At 70.0% G+C, this 17,183-nt stretch carries 18 protein-coding genes, 1 pseudogene and 1 riboswitch; of the genes and pseudogenes, 8 read left to right on the top strand and 11 right to left on the bottom strand.

The features are described 5' to 3' along the window. Together G3N98_RS32460 and G3N98_RS32455 are read right to left on the bottom strand one after the other, a co-directional pair. The coding region (locus G3N98_RS32460) for an SAM-dependent methyltransferase (protein WP_241026184.1) at nucleotides 1–312 on the bottom strand (312 nt) is incomplete at its 3' end. A gap of 124 nt (nucleotides 313–436) precedes the next feature. Next, the gene (locus G3N98_RS32455) at nucleotides 437–733 is read right to left on the bottom strand and encodes a hypothetical protein (protein WP_206139715.1); all 297 of its coding nucleotides are present in this window, start codon (nucleotides 731–733) and stop codon (nucleotides 437–439) included. A 142-nt stretch (nucleotides 734–875) separates the two neighbouring features. After that, nucleotides 876–1,067, top strand: a riboswitch (cobalamin riboswitch). A 106-nt stretch (nucleotides 1,068–1,173) separates the two neighbouring features. Between G3N98_RS32455 and cobG the strand changes: the two genes are divergently transcribed. Genes cobG through cobJ form a run of 4 tightly spaced genes read left to right on the top strand, consistent with a single transcriptional unit; the run spans nucleotide 1,174 to nucleotide 5,606 of the window. After that, entirely contained in the window at nucleotides 1,174–2,538 is a 1,365-nt protein-coding gene (cobG, locus tag G3N98_RS32450; protein WP_346779120.1) for a precorrin-3B synthase, read from the top strand. Further along, nucleotides 2,531–3,157: a precorrin-8X methylmutase gene (locus G3N98_RS32445; RefSeq protein WP_046545711.1), complete on the top strand. Its 627-nt coding sequence runs from the start codon at nucleotides 2,531–2,533 to the stop codon at nucleotides 3,155–3,157. Before cobG ends, G3N98_RS32445 begins: the two co-directional genes overlap by 8 nt. Then, a complete protein-coding gene (locus G3N98_RS32440; protein WP_089425417.1) occupies nucleotides 3,154–3,888 on the top strand; it encodes a precorrin-2 C(20)-methyltransferase in 735 nt (244 codons plus the stop codon). The genes G3N98_RS32445 and G3N98_RS32440 overlap by 4 nt, the downstream gene beginning before the upstream one ends. Further along, the gene (cobJ, locus tag G3N98_RS32435) at nucleotides 3,885–5,606 is read left to right on the top strand and encodes a precorrin-3B C(17)-methyltransferase (protein WP_206150478.1); all 1,722 of its coding nucleotides are present in this window, start codon (nucleotides 3,885–3,887) and stop codon (nucleotides 5,604–5,606) included. The genes G3N98_RS32440 and cobJ overlap by 4 nt, the downstream gene beginning before the upstream one ends. Before the next feature lie 6 nt (nucleotides 5,607–5,612). Here the strand turns inward: cobJ and G3N98_RS32430 are convergent, their stop codons facing one another. Next, entirely contained in the window at nucleotides 5,613–6,821 is a 1,209-nt protein-coding gene (locus tag G3N98_RS32430; RefSeq protein ID WP_206150477.1) for an MFS transporter, read from the bottom strand. A gap of 93 nt (nucleotides 6,822–6,914) precedes the next feature. Between G3N98_RS32430 and G3N98_RS32425 the strand changes: the two genes are divergently transcribed. Together G3N98_RS32425 and G3N98_RS32420 are read left to right on the top strand one after the other, a co-directional pair. After that, the gene (locus G3N98_RS32425) at nucleotides 6,915–7,817 is read left to right on the top strand and encodes a LysR substrate-binding domain-containing protein (protein ID WP_089472778.1); all 903 of its coding nucleotides are present in this window, start codon (nucleotides 6,915–6,917) and stop codon (nucleotides 7,815–7,817) included. Between the two features lie 250 nt (nucleotides 7,818–8,067). Beyond that, complete coding sequence (locus tag G3N98_RS32420; protein WP_206150476.1) at nucleotides 8,068–9,423, top strand: chitinase; 1,356 nt, start codon at nucleotides 8,068–8,070, stop codon at nucleotides 9,421–9,423. A gap of 117 nt (nucleotides 9,424–9,540) precedes the next feature. Here G3N98_RS32420 and G3N98_RS32415 read toward each other — a convergent pair whose 3' ends face one another. From G3N98_RS32415 to G3N98_RS32400, 4 genes are all read right to left on the bottom strand, one after another. Then, nucleotides 9,541–10,284, bottom strand: a complete 744-nt coding sequence (locus tag G3N98_RS32415) for an IclR family transcriptional regulator (protein WP_206150475.1) — start codon at nucleotides 10,282–10,284, stop codon at nucleotides 9,541–9,543. 59 nt (nucleotides 10,285–10,343) lie between these two features. Further along, nucleotides 10,344–11,510 (bottom strand): acyl-CoA dehydrogenase family protein, encoded by a 1,167-nt coding sequence (locus tag G3N98_RS32410; RefSeq protein ID WP_089431073.1) that lies wholly within the window; start codon nucleotides 11,508–11,510, stop codon nucleotides 10,344–10,346. 146 nt (nucleotides 11,511–11,656) lie between these two features. Beyond that, complete coding sequence (locus tag G3N98_RS32405; protein WP_206150474.1) at nucleotides 11,657–12,958, bottom strand: citrate:proton symporter; 1,302 nt, start codon at nucleotides 12,956–12,958, stop codon at nucleotides 11,657–11,659. Nucleotides 12,959–13,064: 106 nt separating this feature from the next. Then, on the bottom strand, nucleotides 13,065–14,231 hold the full coding sequence (locus G3N98_RS32400) for a CoA transferase (protein ID WP_206150473.1): 1,167 nt from the start codon (nucleotides 14,229–14,231) through the stop codon (nucleotides 13,065–13,067). A 275-nt stretch (nucleotides 14,232–14,506) separates the two neighbouring features. Between G3N98_RS32400 and G3N98_RS32395 the strand changes: the two genes are divergently transcribed. Together G3N98_RS32395 and G3N98_RS32390 are read left to right on the top strand one after the other, a co-directional pair. Further along, a complete protein-coding gene (locus G3N98_RS32395) occupies nucleotides 14,507–14,767 on the top strand; it encodes a hypothetical protein (RefSeq protein ID WP_089472774.1) in 261 nt (86 codons plus the stop codon). Nucleotides 14,768–14,916: 149 nt separating this feature from the next. Continuing rightward, nucleotides 14,917–15,339, top strand: a complete 423-nt coding sequence (locus G3N98_RS32390; protein WP_089472773.1) for an NUDIX hydrolase — start codon at nucleotides 14,917–14,919, stop codon at nucleotides 15,337–15,339. Between the two features lie 21 nt (nucleotides 15,340–15,360). Here G3N98_RS32390 and G3N98_RS32385 read toward each other — a convergent pair whose 3' ends face one another. From G3N98_RS32385 to G3N98_RS32370, 4 genes and pseudogenes are all read right to left on the bottom strand, one after another. Beyond that, on the bottom strand, nucleotides 15,361–15,687 hold the full coding sequence (locus G3N98_RS32385; protein WP_089431071.1) for a low molecular weight protein tyrosine phosphatase family protein: 327 nt from the start codon (nucleotides 15,685–15,687) through the stop codon (nucleotides 15,361–15,363). A 31-nt stretch (nucleotides 15,688–15,718) separates the two neighbouring features. After that, a complete protein-coding gene (locus G3N98_RS32380; RefSeq protein WP_089472772.1) occupies nucleotides 15,719–16,291 on the bottom strand; it encodes a DUF1993 domain-containing protein in 573 nt (190 codons plus the stop codon). A 174-nt stretch (nucleotides 16,292–16,465) separates the two neighbouring features. Beyond that, the gene (locus G3N98_RS32375; RefSeq protein WP_206150472.1) at nucleotides 16,466–16,918 is read right to left on the bottom strand and encodes a YaiI/YqxD family protein; all 453 of its coding nucleotides are present in this window, start codon (nucleotides 16,916–16,918) and stop codon (nucleotides 16,466–16,468) included. A gap of 60 nt (nucleotides 16,919–16,978) precedes the next feature. Next, nucleotides 16,979–17,183: pseudogene (locus G3N98_RS32370) on the bottom strand (magnesium chelatase); the annotation flags it as partial.

Below are 17,183 nucleotides of genomic sequence, written 5' to 3'. Positions count from 1 at the left end.
CGACGACGGCGCGGGCAGTACGCGCCATTCGTCGGGGGAAAGCTGGCGCGCGAGCGTGGCGCCGACGCCGAACAGCATCGGGTCGCCGCTCGCGAGCACGCAGACGGGCGACGCGCGCCGCGCCAGCACGCCCGCGAGGTCGAACGGCGACGGCCACGCTTCGCGCGCGGCCGGCAGCCGCGCGGGCAGCATGTCGAGATGCCGCTTCGCGCCAACGACGAGCGTCGCGTCGAGCAGCGCGCGACGCGCACTGCGTCCGAGCCCCGCGTAACCGTCGTCGCCGATGCCCACTACCGTCAGCCACGCCGTCATGCACCCTTCCCCATCGTTCGATTTCCTACCGTGTGTTGCGATGCGCGGCGGCTGGGCCATCGCGCGTTGATTCGTTCATGTGCCGTGTGCGTCGCCCGCCCGCCGGTGCGATACGGCCACGACGTCAGCCGAGCGGCACGCCGACGACAAACGTCAGCAAGGCCAGAACCATCCCGCCGATCGACGCGATCAGCAGCCAGCCTAGCAGCAGCCACATGAGCGAGCGTGCGTCGGTTTTCCGGTACAGGAACGTGCCGCCCGCCGCGATCGGCACGCCGAGGCCGGCGAGCCCGACATTCTTCGGCCACTCGGCCGACGGCGCAAGCGGGATCAGTATGCACGCGAGCAGCATCCAGGCCGGGATGGCCAGCAGGCCCAGCGCGATGCCCATGCCGAACAGCTCCGTCCTGCCGAGTTTCATCGCGGATGCCGGCGGTCGCCGATCGGGTGTCGAGCCGCCAATCGTACCATTTGCGAGATAGCGCCAAACCGGCTGCGACCGCGCTGTGACGCGGTTGCGCGGCATATCGACAATGCCGGATCGTCTCGAAAATCGGGTATCCTACGGCCGTTCGTTCGCCGGTGCCCTTCGGGGCCGAAGAGGGAACACAGGGCGCGCCACGCGCCGCTGTGGCTGCCCCCGCAACTGTAGACAGCGAGCCGATCTCCCCCTCATGCCACTGGTTCCACCGGGAAGGCCGGGAGCCGGCGCCGACCTGTCAGCCAGGAGACCTGCCGGCCAGAAAGTGCGTGCGTGCCAGTCGGCGTCGGGCGGGGTGTACCGATGCGTTGGCCGCGGCCCGACACTGTCCCGGTACCCCGTTGAGTTCCGCCCCCGTTTCGATTCCTGCGTCGCCCGTCGTGCGCCCGTCGGCCTGTCCGGGGCTCGTGCGCGTGGTCGCGGCCGCCGACGGCGGGCTGTGCCGGATCAAGCTGCCGGGCGGCCGGCTCGATGCGCGCCAGGCGCGTGCGATCGCCGCGGCCGCGCGCGCCTTCGGCTCCGGCACGATCGACGCGACCAATCGCGCGAATCTCCAGCTGCGCGGCATTCGCGACGGCGCGGCCGACGCGCTGACGCGTGCGTTGCTCGAAGCGGGTCTCGGCCCGCCCGTCGACGCCACCTCGAATGCAGACGTCGATGCAGCCGCGCTCGCCGCGAGCGACGACGTGCGCAACGTGCTGCTCAGCCCGCTCGCCGGCCACGACCCTGCCGCGCTCGTCGACAGCCGCGCGCTCGCCGCGCCGCTCTTCGACATGCTGGCGCGCGAGCCGCGTCGCGGCGAGCTGTCGCCGAAATTCTCGATCCAGCTCGACGGCGGCGAATTGGTTGCGGCGCTCGATCATCCTCACGACATCTGGCTGGCCGCCTGGCGTCGCGGCGACGGCGCGGTGCGCGTCGCGGCCGGGCTGGCCGGTTGTCCGCCGGTCGCGCACGATGACCCACCCGCTTCTGTCGATGTCGCGCCCGGTCAAGCTGCTGCGCTGGTCCGCGCGCTGCTGCTCGCGTTTCTCGATCTCGCACCGGCCGACGTCACGCGGATGCGCGCGCTGCTCGCAACATGCGGCGAACGCGCGCTGCTCGAACGCGCGCAGCACTACCTGCCCTTCCCGCTTGTAGCCGATCCGGCGCTTGCCGGCTGGCGCCGCACGTGCACCGACCCGACGCTGCGTTTCGGCGTGCGCCCGTCGCTCGATGCGACGCGCTGCAACGTCGGCGCGCAATTCGTGCTCGGCCGGCTCGATGCCACCCAACTGGAACGGCTCGCGGCGCTGGCCGAAAGCGACGGCGACGGCACGCTGTCGATGACGCCATGGCAAGGCGTGTTCCTGCATGACATATCGCGCGAACGCGCACCGGCCACGCTCGATGTGCTCGCGTCGCTCGGCCTCGTCCGCGCGTCGTCCGATCCGCTGGCGATGCTCGTCGCGTGCACCGGCAGCGCGGGCTGCGCGAAAGCGCGCGCCGACACGAAGCACGACGCACGCGCGCTCGCCGCCCGCATCGGCCATGCAGTCGACGTGCACCTGACCGGCTGCGAACGCCACTGCGCGCTGCCGCATCCCGCGACGCACACGCTCGTCGCGGTTGCGCCCGCGCACTACGACCTTTACCGGCGCGACGCCGCCGCGGGCCTTGGCGCCCCGCTCGCGCGCCATCTGACGATTGACCAGGCCGCGGCCCGACTGACGGGCGCGCGGCACAGCCAGGACACCACCGATGCTTGACTACATTCGCGACGGGCAGGAAATCTACCGCCAGTCGTTCGCGACGATCCGCGCCGAGGCCGACCTGTCGCAGGTTCCGCCCGACCTCGAGAAACTCGCGGTGCGCGTGATCCATGCGTGCGGGATGGTCGACGTCGTCTACGACCTGCGCTTCTCGGCCGGCGCCGGCACGGCGGGCCGCACGGCGCTCGCCGCCGGCGCGCCGATCCTGTGCGATGCGCGGATGGTCGCCGAAGGCATTACGCGTGCGCGGCTGCCTGCCGACAACCGCGTGATCTGCACGCTCGGCGAGCCCGAGGTGCCCGATCTCGCGCGGCATCTCGGCAACACGCGTTCGGCCGCCGCGCTCGAGCTGTGGCGTCCGCATCTCGCGGGCAGCGTCGTCGTGATCGGCAATGCGCCGACCGCGCTGTTCCATCTGCTCGACATGATCGACGCCGGCGCGCCGCGCCCCGCGCTGATCCTCGGGTTCCCGGTCGGCTTCATCGGCGCGGCCGAATCGAAGGCGCTGCTCGACGCCGACAGCCGCGGCGTGCCGTACGTCGCCCTGCTCGGCCGGCGCGGCGGCAGCGCGATGGCGGCGGCGGCGGTCAACGCACTCGCGACGGAGGTCGAATGACGACCGCGCGCGGACGCCTGTTCGGGGTCGGTGTCGGCCCCGGCGATCCCGAACTGATGACGATCAAGGCGCTGCGCGTGCTGCAGGCCGCGCCGGTGGTCGCGTATTTCGTCGCGAAGGGCAAGAAAGGCAATGCGTATGGCATCGTCGAAGCGCACCTCCAGGACGCGCAGACGCAGCTGCCGCTCGTCTATCCGGTGACGACCGAGGCCTTGCCGCCGCCGCTGTGCTACGAGACGGTGATCGCCGACTTCTACGACACGGCCGCCGAGATCGTTGCCGCGCACCTCGACGCGGGGCGCGACGTCGCGGTGATTTGCGAAGGCGACCCGTTCTTCTACGGCTCGTACATGTACCTGCACGACCGCCTCGCGCCGCGCTACGACACCGAGGTGATTCCGGGCGTGTGCGCGATGCTCGGGGGCACCGCGGTGCTCGGCCAACCGCTCGTCTACCGCAACCAGAGCCTGTCGGTGCTGTCGGGCGTGCTGCCCGAGCACGAACTGCGCGAGCGGCTCGCGCGGGCCGACGCGGCCGTCGTGATGAAGCTCGGGCGCAATTTCGACAAGGTGCGGCGCGTGCTCGACGAGCTGGGGCTCGCGAAGCGCGCGCTGTATGTCGAGCGCGCGACGATGGCGAGCCAGCGCATCGTGCCGCTCGACGAAGTCGATCCGATGGCGTCGCCGTATTTCTCGCTGCTCGTCGTGCCGGGGGAAAAATGGCAAGGATGACGACTCCGCCCGCGATCGTGATTCTCGGCGCGGGCGCGCTCGATACCGCGCGGCGCATCCAGGCGCGCTATCCGGGCGCGCGCGTGCATGGCCTTGCGTCGCGCGTCGCGGCCGACGTGCCGTTCGACGATCTCGGCGCGCATCTGCGTGAACTCTATGCGCGCGGGCTGCCGATCGTCGCGCTGTGCGCGGCCGGCATCGTGATCCGCTGCATTGCCGCCGCGCTCGCCGACAAGGGCGTCGAGCCGCCCGTGCTCGCGGTGGCGGAAGACGGCTCGGCGGTCGTGCCGCTGCTCGGCGGGCTGACGGGCGTCAACGTGATCGCGCGGGAAATCGCCGCATGCGTCGGCGTTGCGCCGGCGATCACGACGAGCGGCGAACTGCGTTTCGGCGCGTGCGTGCTCAATCCGCCGGAAGGCTATGCGCTCGCCGATCTCGGCCAGGGCAAGCGCTTCGTGTCCGATCTGCTCGCGGGCGCGTCGACGCGCATCGACGGCGCGGCGCCGTGGCTCGACGATGTCGCGCTGCCGCGCGACGAAGCCGCCGCGCATGCGATCCGCGTGACCCCCGACGCATGGCGCGGGTCGCGCGACGAACTGGTGATTCATCCACGCAGCGTGGTGGTCGGCATCGATGCGCAGGCTATCCACGCGGATGAAGCGCTTGCCGCACGCATTGATGCAGCACTCGATTCGCAAGGTCTCGCACGACTGGCGCTCGCGGCCATCGTGGCGCCCGCATCGGCAATCGGTGATGCCGTGCTGGAAGAAGCGGCGCATACGCTCGACGTGCCGCTGCGCTTCGTTGATACCGATACCGACGCTGACGCTGACGCGACAGATGATGCGGCCACCCTGCTCGGCCGTGCGTTGCGCGTCGCGCACACGCTGCGCGCCACGACGGACGGCATCGCATGCGCGGTCGCGTCGCATCCGGTCGATCCCGCCACGCTCGGCCATGCACGCGGCCGGCTGACGGTGCTCGGCCTCGGCCCGGGCGGTGCCGAGTGGCTCACGCCGGCCGCGCGCGCCGCGCTCGCGGACGCGACCGACATCCTCGGCTACACGACCTACGTGAACATGGCCGGCCCGTTCCGCGACGACCAGCGCGTGCACGGCACCGACAATCGCGAGGAAATGCAGCGCGCCCGCCATGCGTTCGAGCTTGCGGCCGAAGGCCGGCGCGTCGCGGTCGTGTCGTCGGGCGACCCGGGCGTGTTCGCGATGGCCGCGGCCGTGCTCGAAGCGCTCGACGAAGCGCGCGATCCGCACTGGGCCGCGGTCGACCTGCGCGTGGAACCCGGCATCTCGGCGTCGCTTGCGACGGCCGCGCAGGCCGGTGCGCCGCTCGGTCACGACTTCTGCGCGATTTCGCTGTCGGACAACCTGAAGCCGTGGGACGTGATCGAGACGCGCCTGCGGCACGCGGCGCAGGCCGATCTGGTGATGGCGTTCTACAACCCGATCTCGCGTGCACGGCCGTGGCAGCTCGATCGTGCGCTCGATGCAGTGCGTGCGCACCGCAGCGCCGAGACGGTGGTCGTGCTCGGCCGCGACATCGGCCGGCCGGGCGCGACGCTCACGACGACGACGCTCGGCGCATTGCGCAGCGACCAGGTCGACATGCGCACGATGGTGATCGTCGGCTCGTCGACGACGCGGCGCTTCGCCATCGGCAATACACGCGAGTGGGTCTATACGCCGCGCTGGTATCGCTGAAGCCGGTCAGCGCGACGGTGTGACGCCGCGTGCGTCGGCCTGCGCGGGGCCGGCTGCGCCGTCGGCGCGCCAGAACCGGTACACGAGCACGCCGACGATGGCCTGCGCCGCGACCACGAACGCGACGCAGCCGGCCCATCCCCACCGATGCCAGCCGGGCACCGGCAGGATCGAGCCGAGGCTGCCGCCGAAGTAATAGCAGGACAGGTAGATGCCGATCGCCGTCGAGCGCGCGCTCGACGCCGCCTGCGAGATGAACGTATTGGCCGACGCCTGTTCGACGAACACGGCGGTCGAGCTGAGCGCGAGGCCGGCCAGGATCACCGGCACGTGGTCGGACAGCGTGAGCAGCGCCCCGCCGATCGCGAGCGCGGCCGCGGCAAGCCCCGGCGCGCGCGGGCCGCGATGCCGCGCGAGGCGTCCTGCCAGCGGCGTCACGACCACCGCCACCAGAAACACCGCATAGATCGCGCCGATCCCGACCGTGCCGAAGCCGAACGGCGCGCGGGCCAGGCGCAGGCCGACGAACGTGAACGTCGCGACCTGCGACGCGAGCACGCATGCGCCGATCGCGAACGATGCAAGCAGCGGGCCGCGCGTGACGATGCGCCAGGACGGCCCCGCGCCGCTATCCGCCTCGCGCTCGACGCGCCGCGCGATCGCGCCGGACGCCGGCAGGCTCGCGTAGATCGCGACGCCCGTGACGAGACACAGTGCCGCGACGACGTCGAGCGCATGCCGCCAGCCCCAGATCGACGTCATCAGGTTGGTCGCGAAGCGGCCGGCGAAACCGCCGAGCGTCGTGCCGGCGACGAACAGCGCGCTGATCTCGGCGGAGGTGCCGCGATCGAAACGCTCGGCGATATAGGCGATCGACAGCGCGAAAATGAAGGGCATGACGAGACCGGCTGCAAAGCGCGCGCCGAGGAACGACACGAAACTGCCCGCATGCGCGGACCACACGACCGGCAGCGCGACGGCCACCGCCGCGAGCGAGATCGCGACGCGCCGCTCGATGCGCGCGGCCAGCGCACCGACGAACGGCGCGATAATGGCGACGGCCGTCGTGGTGGCGCTCACGCCCTGCCCCGCGCGCTCCGCGCTGACACCGAAGGTGGCCGCGAGTTCGTGCAGGATGCCCTGCGTCGAATACAGATTGAGAAACGCGGCGAAGCCGCAGAGAAAGAACGCGATGCGCGTGGTCCTGTCGTTCATCGGAGCGGCCTAGTGTCGATACCGACAGTCTGACGAGCGCGCCGCGTGCACGCCAATACCGTTTTCATCGCGATTGATACCGGAACGACAACAATGCTCGACCTGCGCCGCCTCCGCTATTTCGTGGTCGTCGCCGACGAACTGCACTTCGGCCGCGCGGCGTTGCGCCTGCGGGTCGCGCAGCCGCCGCTGACGCGCCATATCGCTGCACTCGAAAGCGAGCTCGGCGTCCGGCTGTTCGAGCGTTCGACGCGTGCGGTGCGGCTGACGCCGGAAGGCGCCGCGTTCCTCGACCATGCACGCCACGTCGTCAGCGCAGCCGCCGAGGCCGAGGCGAGCGCGCGCAAGATCGCGCAGGGCATCGCCGGGCGGATCGTGATCGGCTATGCGAGCTCGATTCCGATGTCCGACACGTTCCCGGACGTGATCCGCGTCGCGAGCCGGACGATGCCCGACGTCGAGCTGGCGTTTCGCGAGGCGGCGACCGCGAGCCAGCGCCAGCAGATCGCGGACGGCACGATGGACATCGGTTTCGGCTGGGCGTGGCACGGTGCGCCCGGCGTGCCGGTGGCGTCTCTGGTCGTGTCGCGCGAACCGCTCGTCGCGGCCGTGCCGGCCGGCGATCCGCTCGCGAGCCGTGCGAGCGTCGACGTCGCGGCGCTTGCGCACGCAACCTTCGTCACCTTTCCGCCCGGTTACGGCTCGGCATTGACCGCGGCACTGGACGACCTGTGCGCGCAAGCCGGATTCACGCCGCGGATCGGCGCGACCGCCGCACAGATCACGACGCTCGTGTCGCTGGTGGCCGCCGAGCGCGGCATCGCGATCGTGCCGGGTTTCACGGCCACGCTGCAGCGTCCGGGCGTCGTCTACGTGCCGCTCGCCGGCACGCGCGCGGTCGAGCAGATCGTGTCGTGGAACGAGCCGTTCGCGTCGGCGTGCGTCGAGCGCTTCGTCGCACTGGCGCGCTCGCTCGTCCAGCCGCCATCGGCTTGAAGCGCGACGAGCGACACGCGTCGGGCCTCACCCGGTCGATCGGAAAAATCACCCGCGTCACGCATGCCGGAACTGTGTCGAATCGGCAAGATCGTTACGTATCGGGAATCAAATAACAAAAAGAACTCCTGACTATTCACTATTCGACGCGAATCCTCCAAGATGGGCACGCCGTCGGCCGGGCCTGCCCGGTCGCCCGACCGGCGGCGATACGCGGGCCAGCGTATCCCTCTTCCACTTGGAGAACACAATGAACAACAATGCGTTGCCGCGTTTCATCCCGCGCGCACTTGCAGCGGGTTGCCTGCTTGCCGTGGCGAGCGTGTCCCACGGCGCCGGCATCTATGCGCCCTATGTCGACGTGACGCTCTACCCGACGCCGCTCGTCGACCAGATCGGCGTCCGGCAAGGCATCCAGCAGTTCACGCTCGCGTTCGTGGTCGCGGGCAACGGCTGTGTGCCGTCATGGGGCGGCGTGCAGCCGATCGGCAACGGCGCGAGCGGCGGCCTGCTGACCGCGCTGTCGACGTCGATCGCGAGCTATCGCGCGAAAGGCGGCGAAGTCGCCGTGTCGTTCGGCGGTGCGAACGGCACGCCGCTGATGCAGGCGTGCACGACGGTCCCCGCGCTGGCGAGCGCGTACCAGGCCGTGATCGACACGTACGGCCTCACGCACGTCGACTTCGACATCGAAGGTGCGTCGCAAATGGACACGGCCGCGGTCGCACGCAACTTCCAGGCGGTCACGCAGCTGCAGGCGAGCTATGCGGCGAAAGGCAAGCCGCTGCACGTCACGCTGACGCTGCCGACGATGCCGACCGGGCTCACGCAGGACGGCCTGAACGTCGTCAACGCGGCGATCGCGAACAAGACCGCGTTCGATGCGGTGAACGTGATGGCGATGGACTACGGCCCCGCGAACCTCGACATGGGCGCGGCCGCGATCAGTGCCGCGCAGGCGCTCTACTCGCAGCTCGATACGGCTTTCAAGTCGGCCGGCCAGCCGAAGACCAACGCGCAGCTCTGGCAGATGGTCGGCGTCACGCCGATGATCGGCGTGAACGACGTGCAAGGCGAAACCTTCACGCTCGCGAATGCGCAAAGCGTGCTGAACGCGGCGGTCAGCAACGGCTACGGCTTCTTCGGCAACTGGTCGGTCGGCCGCGATCAGGCGTGCCCGTCGGGTGGCACGTATGCGTCGCCGACCTGCTCGGGCGTCGCGCAGCAGCCGTACGCGTTCGCGACGATCTTCAAGCGGCTCGACGGCAAGTGGGGCACGGGCGTCACGCAGGATCCGAACTACGGCGGCGGCTCGGACGGCGGCACGCCGCAACCGGGCGCGCCCTGGGCGGCCGGCCAGGTCTATACGGCCGGCGCGACGGTCACCTACCAGGGCACGACGTACCAGGCGCAATGGTGGACGCAGGGCGACGTGCCCGGCCAGGCCGCCGTGTGGAAAGTGGTCGGCGGCGGCACGCCCACGTGGTCGGCAACCACCGCGTATTCAGGCGGCACCTGCGTGATGTACCAGGGCGCGAAATACTGCGCGAAATGGTGGACGCAAGGCGACAACCCGAGTGCGGGCGGCGTGTGGGTGAAGTCGTGATGCGGCGTAGCGGCCGGCGCTAGGCTTCAGGCCCGTGCATCGGGGGCCGTTCACGGCGATCACCAGCTACCGGATCGCCGGCGGACGGCCCGCTGATCGGTAGCACCCTGCCCGCTTTCAGTCGCGCGCGTGCTCGGCCAGCAGCCTGGCCTTCGCGTCGACGAGCAGCGCCGCATGCGTGTCGCGATGCTGGCGAATCCGCTCGGTCGGCCCGACCACCGACAGCCCGTACCAGTCGCCGTCGAGCGTCAGTGCGACCGCAATGGCCGACAGCTCGGGCGCGCTCTCGCCGAAGTTCTCGGCCCAGCCGAGTTCGCGAAACCGGGCGGTTTGCGCGACGAGCGCGGGTAGATCCGCCACCGTCGCGTCGGTGAAGCGCTCGAACGGCAACTGCGCGCCGAGCGCCTGCTGCGCGTCGCCGGCCAGTTCCGCGAAGATCGCCTTGCCGATCGAGTTCGCATGCAGCGGGCGCAGTTCGCCCGGCGCGCGCGTATAGCGGATCGCCTGCTCCGACTCGACGACGTCGAGATACGTGACCGCCACCCCCTGGATCTTGCCGAGCACGGCCGTCTCGCGGCTCGCGTCGCGCAGCGCGACGAGATGCGGATGGACGATGTCGACGACCGGGTCGGTCGCGTCGATCGCGGCGGCGAGCGTCTGCAGGCGGCGTGTCGGGTAGTAGCCGCCGCGCTTGCGCACTTCGTACAGGTAGCCGCGGCTCACGAGCGTGCGCGCCATCGCGAGGCAGCTCGACGCCGGCACATTGAGCAGGCGCGCGAGTTCGGTGAGCGGCAGCGGCCGCCGTTCGGCGGCGAACAGCTCGAACAGGTCGAGCGTGCGGGCAACGAGTTTGACGTCCATGACGAGTGCTTGAATCGGAACGGGAAACCGCGCACCGGGCCGGCTGCCGGTCGGACCGGTCAGTACGACTTCGGCAGCCCGAGCACCTTCTCCGCGATGTAGCACAGGATCAGTTGCGGACTCACGGGCGCGAGCCTCGGAATCATACACTCGCGCAGGTAGCGCTCGACATGGTATTCCTTCGCATAGCCCATCCCGCCGTGCGTCGCGACCGCCGTCTGGCAGGCCTGGAAAGCGGCTTCCGCGCCGAGGTATTTCGCGGCGTTGGCCTCCGCGCCGCACGACTGCCCCGCGTCGTAGCGCGTCGCCGCCTTCATCACCATCAGCCACGCGGCCTCGAGCTGCATCCACGCCTGCGCGAGCGGATGCTGGATCGACTGGTTCTGCCCGATCGGCCGCCCGAACACGACGCGCTCGCATGCGTATTGCGTCGCGCGGCGCAGCGCGGCCTGCCCGAGCCCGATCGCCTCCGCGGCGATCAGGATCCGCTCGGGATTCAGCCCATGCAGCAGGTAGCGGAAGCCGTCGCCTTCGTTGCCGATCAGGTCGCCTTCCGGCACGCGCAGGTTGTCGATGAACAGCATGTTCGAATCGACCGCCTTGCGGCCCATTTTCTCGATCTCGCGCACCTCGACGCGCGAGCGGTCGAGGTCGGTATAGAACAGGCTCAGCCCGTCGGTCGGCTTCGCGACCTGGTCGAGCGGCGTCGTGCGCGCGATGATCAGCATCTTGTTCGCGACCTGCGCGGTCGAGATCCAGATCTTGCGCCCGCTCAGCACGTAATGGTCGCCGTCGCGGCGCGCCTGCGTGCTCAGGTGCGTGGTGTCGAGGCCCGCATCGGGTTCAGTCACCGCGAAGCACGCCTTGTCGCGACCGGCGATCAGCGGCGGCAGGAAGCGCGCCTTCTGCGCGTCGGTGCCGAACACCTGCACCGGGTTCAGCCCGAAGATGTTCATGTGGACGGCCGACGCGCCGGACAGGCCGGCGCCCGAGGCGCTGATCGTGCGCATCATCAGCGCGGCCTCGGTCATCCCGAGCCCGGCGCCGCCATGGGCCGGGTCCATCGCGATGCCGAGCCAGCCGGCCTCGGCGAGCGCCGCGTGGAAATCGGCCGGAAACCCGCCCGCGCGATCGCGTTCGAGCCAGTAGTCGTCGCCGAAGCGCGCGCAGATTTTCTCGATCGCGCTTTCGATCGCGCGCTGGTCATCGGTCAGGTCGAACTGCATGGCATGCACTCCTGGAAAAGGCCAAGCGGCTACGCCGCTTTCAAGAAGGAAAACGCCCGGCGGCGTCGAGGCTTCCGCTCCGGCGCGCGTCCCCTTGCGGGATCGCCCTCCCGGCGGGTTGGCGCGATGCGGCAGGTCCCGGGCGCTCACAACGGAAACACGCCCACGATCACGGCGGCGAACACCATCAGCACCGTGGCGGCGAACAGGAACGGAATCGTGAATTTCTGGTGCTCGGCCAGCTCGACGCCGGTCAGGCCGACGATCAGGAACGTCGCGGGGGTGAGCGGGCTCACCGGAAAGCCCGTCGTCATCTGGCCGAGCAGCGCGGCCTGCGCCATCTGGATCGGCGGCACGCCGAGCAGCTTCGCGCTTTCCGCGAGCACCGGCAGCACGCCGAAGTAGAACGAATCGGGGTCGAACAGCAGGCTGAGCGGCATCGACAGCAGCCCGAGCACGAACGGCATGTGGCGCGCATGCTCGACCGGCACGTGCGCGACGACCACATCCGCTATCGCCTTCAGCATCCCGGTGCCGGACATGATGCCGGTGAACGCGCCGGCCGCGAGCAGCACGCTCGCCATCATCAGCGCGGCCTTGGCGTGCGCGTCGATCCGCTCGCGCTGGGCCTGTACGTCCGGGTAGTTGATCACGAGCGCGGCGACCGTGCCGAGCATGAACATCACCATCGGGTCGACGATGCCCGCCACGAGCGTGACGAGCACGACGAGCGTCAGCACGAGATTGATCCGGAAGCGCTCCGGCCGGCGCAATGCGCGCTCGTCGTCGGTCAGCGCCCGCGGCGCGATCGCGAGCGACGCCGCGCCGGCACGATCGAGCCCGAGCCGCTTCGCCTCGCGCACGCCGAGCACGTAGGCGGTGCCGAACACGAACACGAGCCCGACGATCTGCACCGGAATCATCGGCATGAAGATCGCGGAGCCGGGAATGTGCAGCGCCGCCGATGCGCGCAGCATCGGCCCGACCCACGGCAGGAAATTGACGCCGGCCGCCATCGACGCGACGCACGCGAGGATGCGGCGATCCATCCCGAGCCGCGTATAGAGCGGCATCATCGCGGGCAGCGTGACGAGAAACGTGACGGCGCCCGAGCCGTCGAGATGGATCAGCAGCGCGAGCAGCGCCGAGCCCATCACGATACGCGGCGGATGGCAGCCGATCACGCGCAGCACGCCCGCGATGATCGGATCGAGCATCCCGGCGTCGGTGAGGATTCCGAAAAAAAGAATCGCAAAAACGAACATCCCGGCGATCGGGCCGATGTTCTGCACGCCGTGCACGATGAACTTGCCGGTCGCAAGCCCGAACCCGGCCGCGAGCGACGCGGCCACCGGCACGACGATCAGCGCGACCAGCGGCGACAGCCGCTTCGTGATGATCAGGCCGAACAGCGCGACGATGGCGATCGCGCCGATCCATGCAAGCATGATGCGTCTCCTCTTCAGCCGGTGCGCGCGTCGTCGCCCGGCGTGGTGTTCGAGTGGCCGTGCGGCGCCGTCGGGCGCGCGACACGGCCGGCGGCCGCGATGCGGGTCAATCCCGGTGCGTGTCGTGGTCGTCGGCGTCGGCGTCGGCAAACACCTGCGCCGCGTGTTCGTTCAGCGCGGGCGGCGGCCGCCGGTACCTGGCCGGCGTGCGGCCGAGCTTGATCGGCGACGCGATGCCGCGATGCCGGCCCAGCTCGACCTTCATCTGCCGATGCGCGACATGCGGATGGTCGAGCGCCGCATCGAGCCCGAGCACCGGCGCGCATGGCACGCCGCGCCGCATCAGTTGCTCGGCGAGCGCCGCGCCGTCGTGTCCGGCCAACGCCGTTTCGAGCAGCGTGCGCAGCGCGGCGCGGTTCGCGCTGCGCGCGCGGTTGTCCGCGAAACGCGGATCGTCGAGCCAGTCGCGCGTGCCGAGCACGTCGCACAAGCCCGCGAACTGCCCGTTGTTGCCGACCGCCAGAAAGATGTCGACGCTCGCCGTCGGAAAGCTGTCGTACGGCGTGATGTTCGGATGCGCGTTGCCGGTGCGCACGGGTGCTTTCCCGGAATGGAAGAAGTTCGGCGTATGCGGATGCAGGATCGACAGCGCGCAGTCGAACAGCGTCGATTCGACGAACTGGCCGCGGCCGCTCGTGTCGCGCTCGCGCAGCGCCATCAGCACGCCGAGCGCCGCGTTCAGCCCGGTGACGAGATCGACGATCGGCACGCCGACCCGCAGCGGTGCGCCGCCGGCTTCGCCATTGACGCTCATCAACCCCGCGAGCGCCTGCACGGCCGCGTCGTAGCCGGGCAGCCCGCCGAGCGGGCCGTCCGCGCCGAAGCCCGACACGCGGCAATGGACGAGGCGCGGAAACCGCGCATGCAGCGCGTCGAAGCCGAGCCCCCAGCGCTCCATCGTGCCGATCTTGAAGTTCTCGACGATCGCGTCCGCATGTTCGAGCAGGCCGAGCAGCCGCTCGCGGTCGGCCGGTCGCGTCAGGTCGAGCGCGATACCGAGCTTGTTGCGGTTCACGCCGAGGAAGTACGACGCGGTATCGCCGTCGAACGGCGGGCCCCAGGTGCGCGTCTCGTCGCCGGACGGCGGTTCGACCTTGATCACCTCCGCGCCGTGGTCGGCCAGGATCTGCGTCGCATACGGGCCACCCAGCACCCGCGACAGATCGATGATGCGCAATCCCGCCAGCGCGCCCTGCTGCTCGTGTTCCGCCATGCGTCCCGCTCCTGGTTCCGGTTGATCGGCCTGCCGGTCCCGGCAGGCCGGCGCTTGGGCGCGACCGTCCGGATTCGACGAATAATTCTTGTATGTGAATTTATATTCACACTCAGGAAATTCGTTGTCAACCCCGGCGGCACCCTGAGGCGAAGCGAAAGACGCCGCCGTGCGCAAGCCGGGGCGACACCGAACACGGGCCGGTTGCGGTGGCATCCCGCCTTTCGTTAAGCTGGCGGGCAATCTTCATCTCAAAAAAATCGGACGGATCATTCATGAAACGGATGCTGCTGGCGGCCTTCATGCTGGCGTCGACGCTGGGCGTCGGACATGCGCAAACCCAGACGTTCCACTTCGGCGAAGGACAGACCGGGATGCCGGGGGGAGCGCCGCAGTCGGCCTCACCGACCGCCCGGCCCGCGCCCGCGCGCCGGCACGTCACGCCGCCGCCGTCCCACCATCGGCGGGCTGTCCACAAGCGCCGCCAGCCGCGCCACGTGAAGCCCACGCGCAGCGGCATCTATACGCACGCGTGACTCGGCGTTTGCCCTGCGAGGGCGTGCATGGAACTGTCATGAACGGCCGCTAAGATCGGTGCGGCTGCCTCTACGCCGTGGTGGCGGCTGGCGGGTCACGTGCCGCCGACACGCATTTTCTCCACGATTCAGCACCTGTTTGACCGAACATGAGTACCGGGCTGGACACTCTCGCCGTCATCAAGGAACGCGCCACGATCGTGTGCCGTCAGCGCAGCAGCGTGCTGCTGGTCGCCCGCACCGCATCGCGCTGGTCGCTGCCGGGCGGCACGATCCGGCGTGGCGAGACGCCGCTCGATGCTGCACTGCGGGAGCTTGCGGAGGAAACGCGGCTGGAGGGGCTCGCGCTCGACTACGCGGTGCAGTTCGGCGGGTTGACGAAGCTCCATCACGTGTTCGTGGCCGACGTGCCGGCGCACCTGACGCCGCGCGCGAGCAACGAGATCGCCCGCTGCAAGTGGTTCACCGTCGACCGGCTCGACACGCTGCGTGCGAGCGTGCCGACGCGCAAGATCATCGAGCTGCTGCGTCTCGACTGTTTCTCGGCGATCGCAAGCGGCCGGCTGCGCTGACGTCGATAGCGCTCGCGCCGGTCACGCGCGCAGCAACGGGCCGGCCTTGCGTTCGAGCAACGTGACAAGTTCCGGCTGCATGTAGGCGTACCGGTCGGGAATATCGAGGCACACGATCTTCTTGTCCCGCAGATGCGCACCGAATTGCGCTGCCAGCCGCGCCTTGTGCGCACGCTCCATCACGAATACGACATCGGCCCAGTCGAGCTGCTCGGCGGACACGCGCGTGTCGGCATCGGGCGCGAGGCCCGCGGAGTCGGTTTCGACGCCCGGCCACGCGGCGAACACCGCTTCGGCCGTCGGGCTGCGCAGCCGGTTGCGGCTGCAGAGGAAGAGTGCCCGCGTCATGTCGCTTCGCGGTTGCCCGGCGCCTGCCTGCTCACCCTTGCGGAATCGTGCCCGGCCGGACGTACGCGAGCATGTGCGGCACGTAGTCGGCCTTGCCGAGTTCGACGCCGTGGTGGCGCAGGATTGCGTAAGCGGTGATCGCGTGGAAGTAGAACTGCGGCAGCGCCCAGTCGCGTGCGTACTGTTCGCCCGTCATGTCGAACGCGATCCCGTTCGGCATGTCGAGCGCGATCGGCCGCGCGGCACCGCCATCGAGCGCATCCGGCGCGAGGTCGCCGAGAAACGTGAGCGTGCCGGCGATGATCGCCTGCGCATCGGCGAGCGTGCCGGGCTGCGCATCCGCATGCCATCCCGCCTCGCGCAAGGCGAGCAGCGCGGCCGGCAGCGGTTCGCCGCGCAGCCGGTGGACGGGCTCCATCGCCTGGAAGCACGAGAAGCGCACCTGTGCCGCGAGCGGATACATGTCGGGCGCCAGCTTCAGCGACATCGCCGCGTCGGGCGCGTCGCCCGCGGCCTGGCGGTGTGCGGCAGCCTTGTCGAGCCACGCGGACTGCGCGCGCAGCATCTGGGAGAAGGTCGGAACGAGAAGTTGAGTCGGTGACACGCGTGCGCTCCTATGCTGTGTTGTGGTTTGCGCCACGATAGCAGCGTAGGGACAAACCTGCATCCTCGCAGCAGCGATGCGCGCGATTGAACGCGGATTCGGTGATATAGCGCATGGCGCGCAGGTGTCGCCCCGCGCAGGGCGATCACGACACGCGGCGGCCGCGACACACCCTCAAGGCTTGCCCTGTTGCGCCAGGAACCGGTCGAACTGCGCGGCAAACGCCTTGCCGTCGCGTGCGCTGAACGGCGCCGGCCCGCCCGTGTCGATGCCCGCGCTGCGCAACTGATCCATCATCGCGCGCGTCGACAGGCGTTCCTCGATGTTCTCGCGGCTGAACCAGTTGCCGCGCGGGTCGAGCGCATGCGCGCCCTTGTCGAGCACGGCGGCGGCCAGCGGAATGTCGGCGGTGATCACGAGGTCGCCCGCTTCCACCAGCTCGACGATGCGCGCATCGGCCACGTCGAAACCGGCCGGCACCTGCACCGCCTTGATGAACGGCGACGGCGGCGTGCGCAGAAACTGGTTCGCGACCAGCGTCACGCAGATTTCGGCACGACGCGCGGCGCGAAACAGCATGTCCTTGATGACGGCGGGACACGCGTCGGCATCGACCAGTACTTGCATGGCGGTTTTTCCAATGGGTTGAAGCAGAAGCGGCGATCATAGCGCACCGCCGGCCGGCCATCAGCCGGCGCGGCCCGTGCACAGTGCGTCGGCCGTCACCCACTGCGCGCCCCACGCCGCGGCCAGCCGCGCGCCCTGCCCGATCCGCACGGCCGCGTCGTCGAAGTCGACGAACACGACGTGATCGGCCGCCGCGGGTTTCGCGGGCGTCTCGCGCGTGCGGCCGTCGGACAGCACCCACAGCCAGCGCTGCTTGGCCGGCGCG

The organism is Burkholderia sp. Tr-20390 (assembly GCF_017104595.1).
GTDB lineage: Bacteria > Pseudomonadota > Gammaproteobacteria > Burkholderiales > Burkholderiaceae > Burkholderia.
Note: the sequence above shows the minus strand (reverse complement) of the source record. Positions and strands in the feature narration are given on the sequence as shown.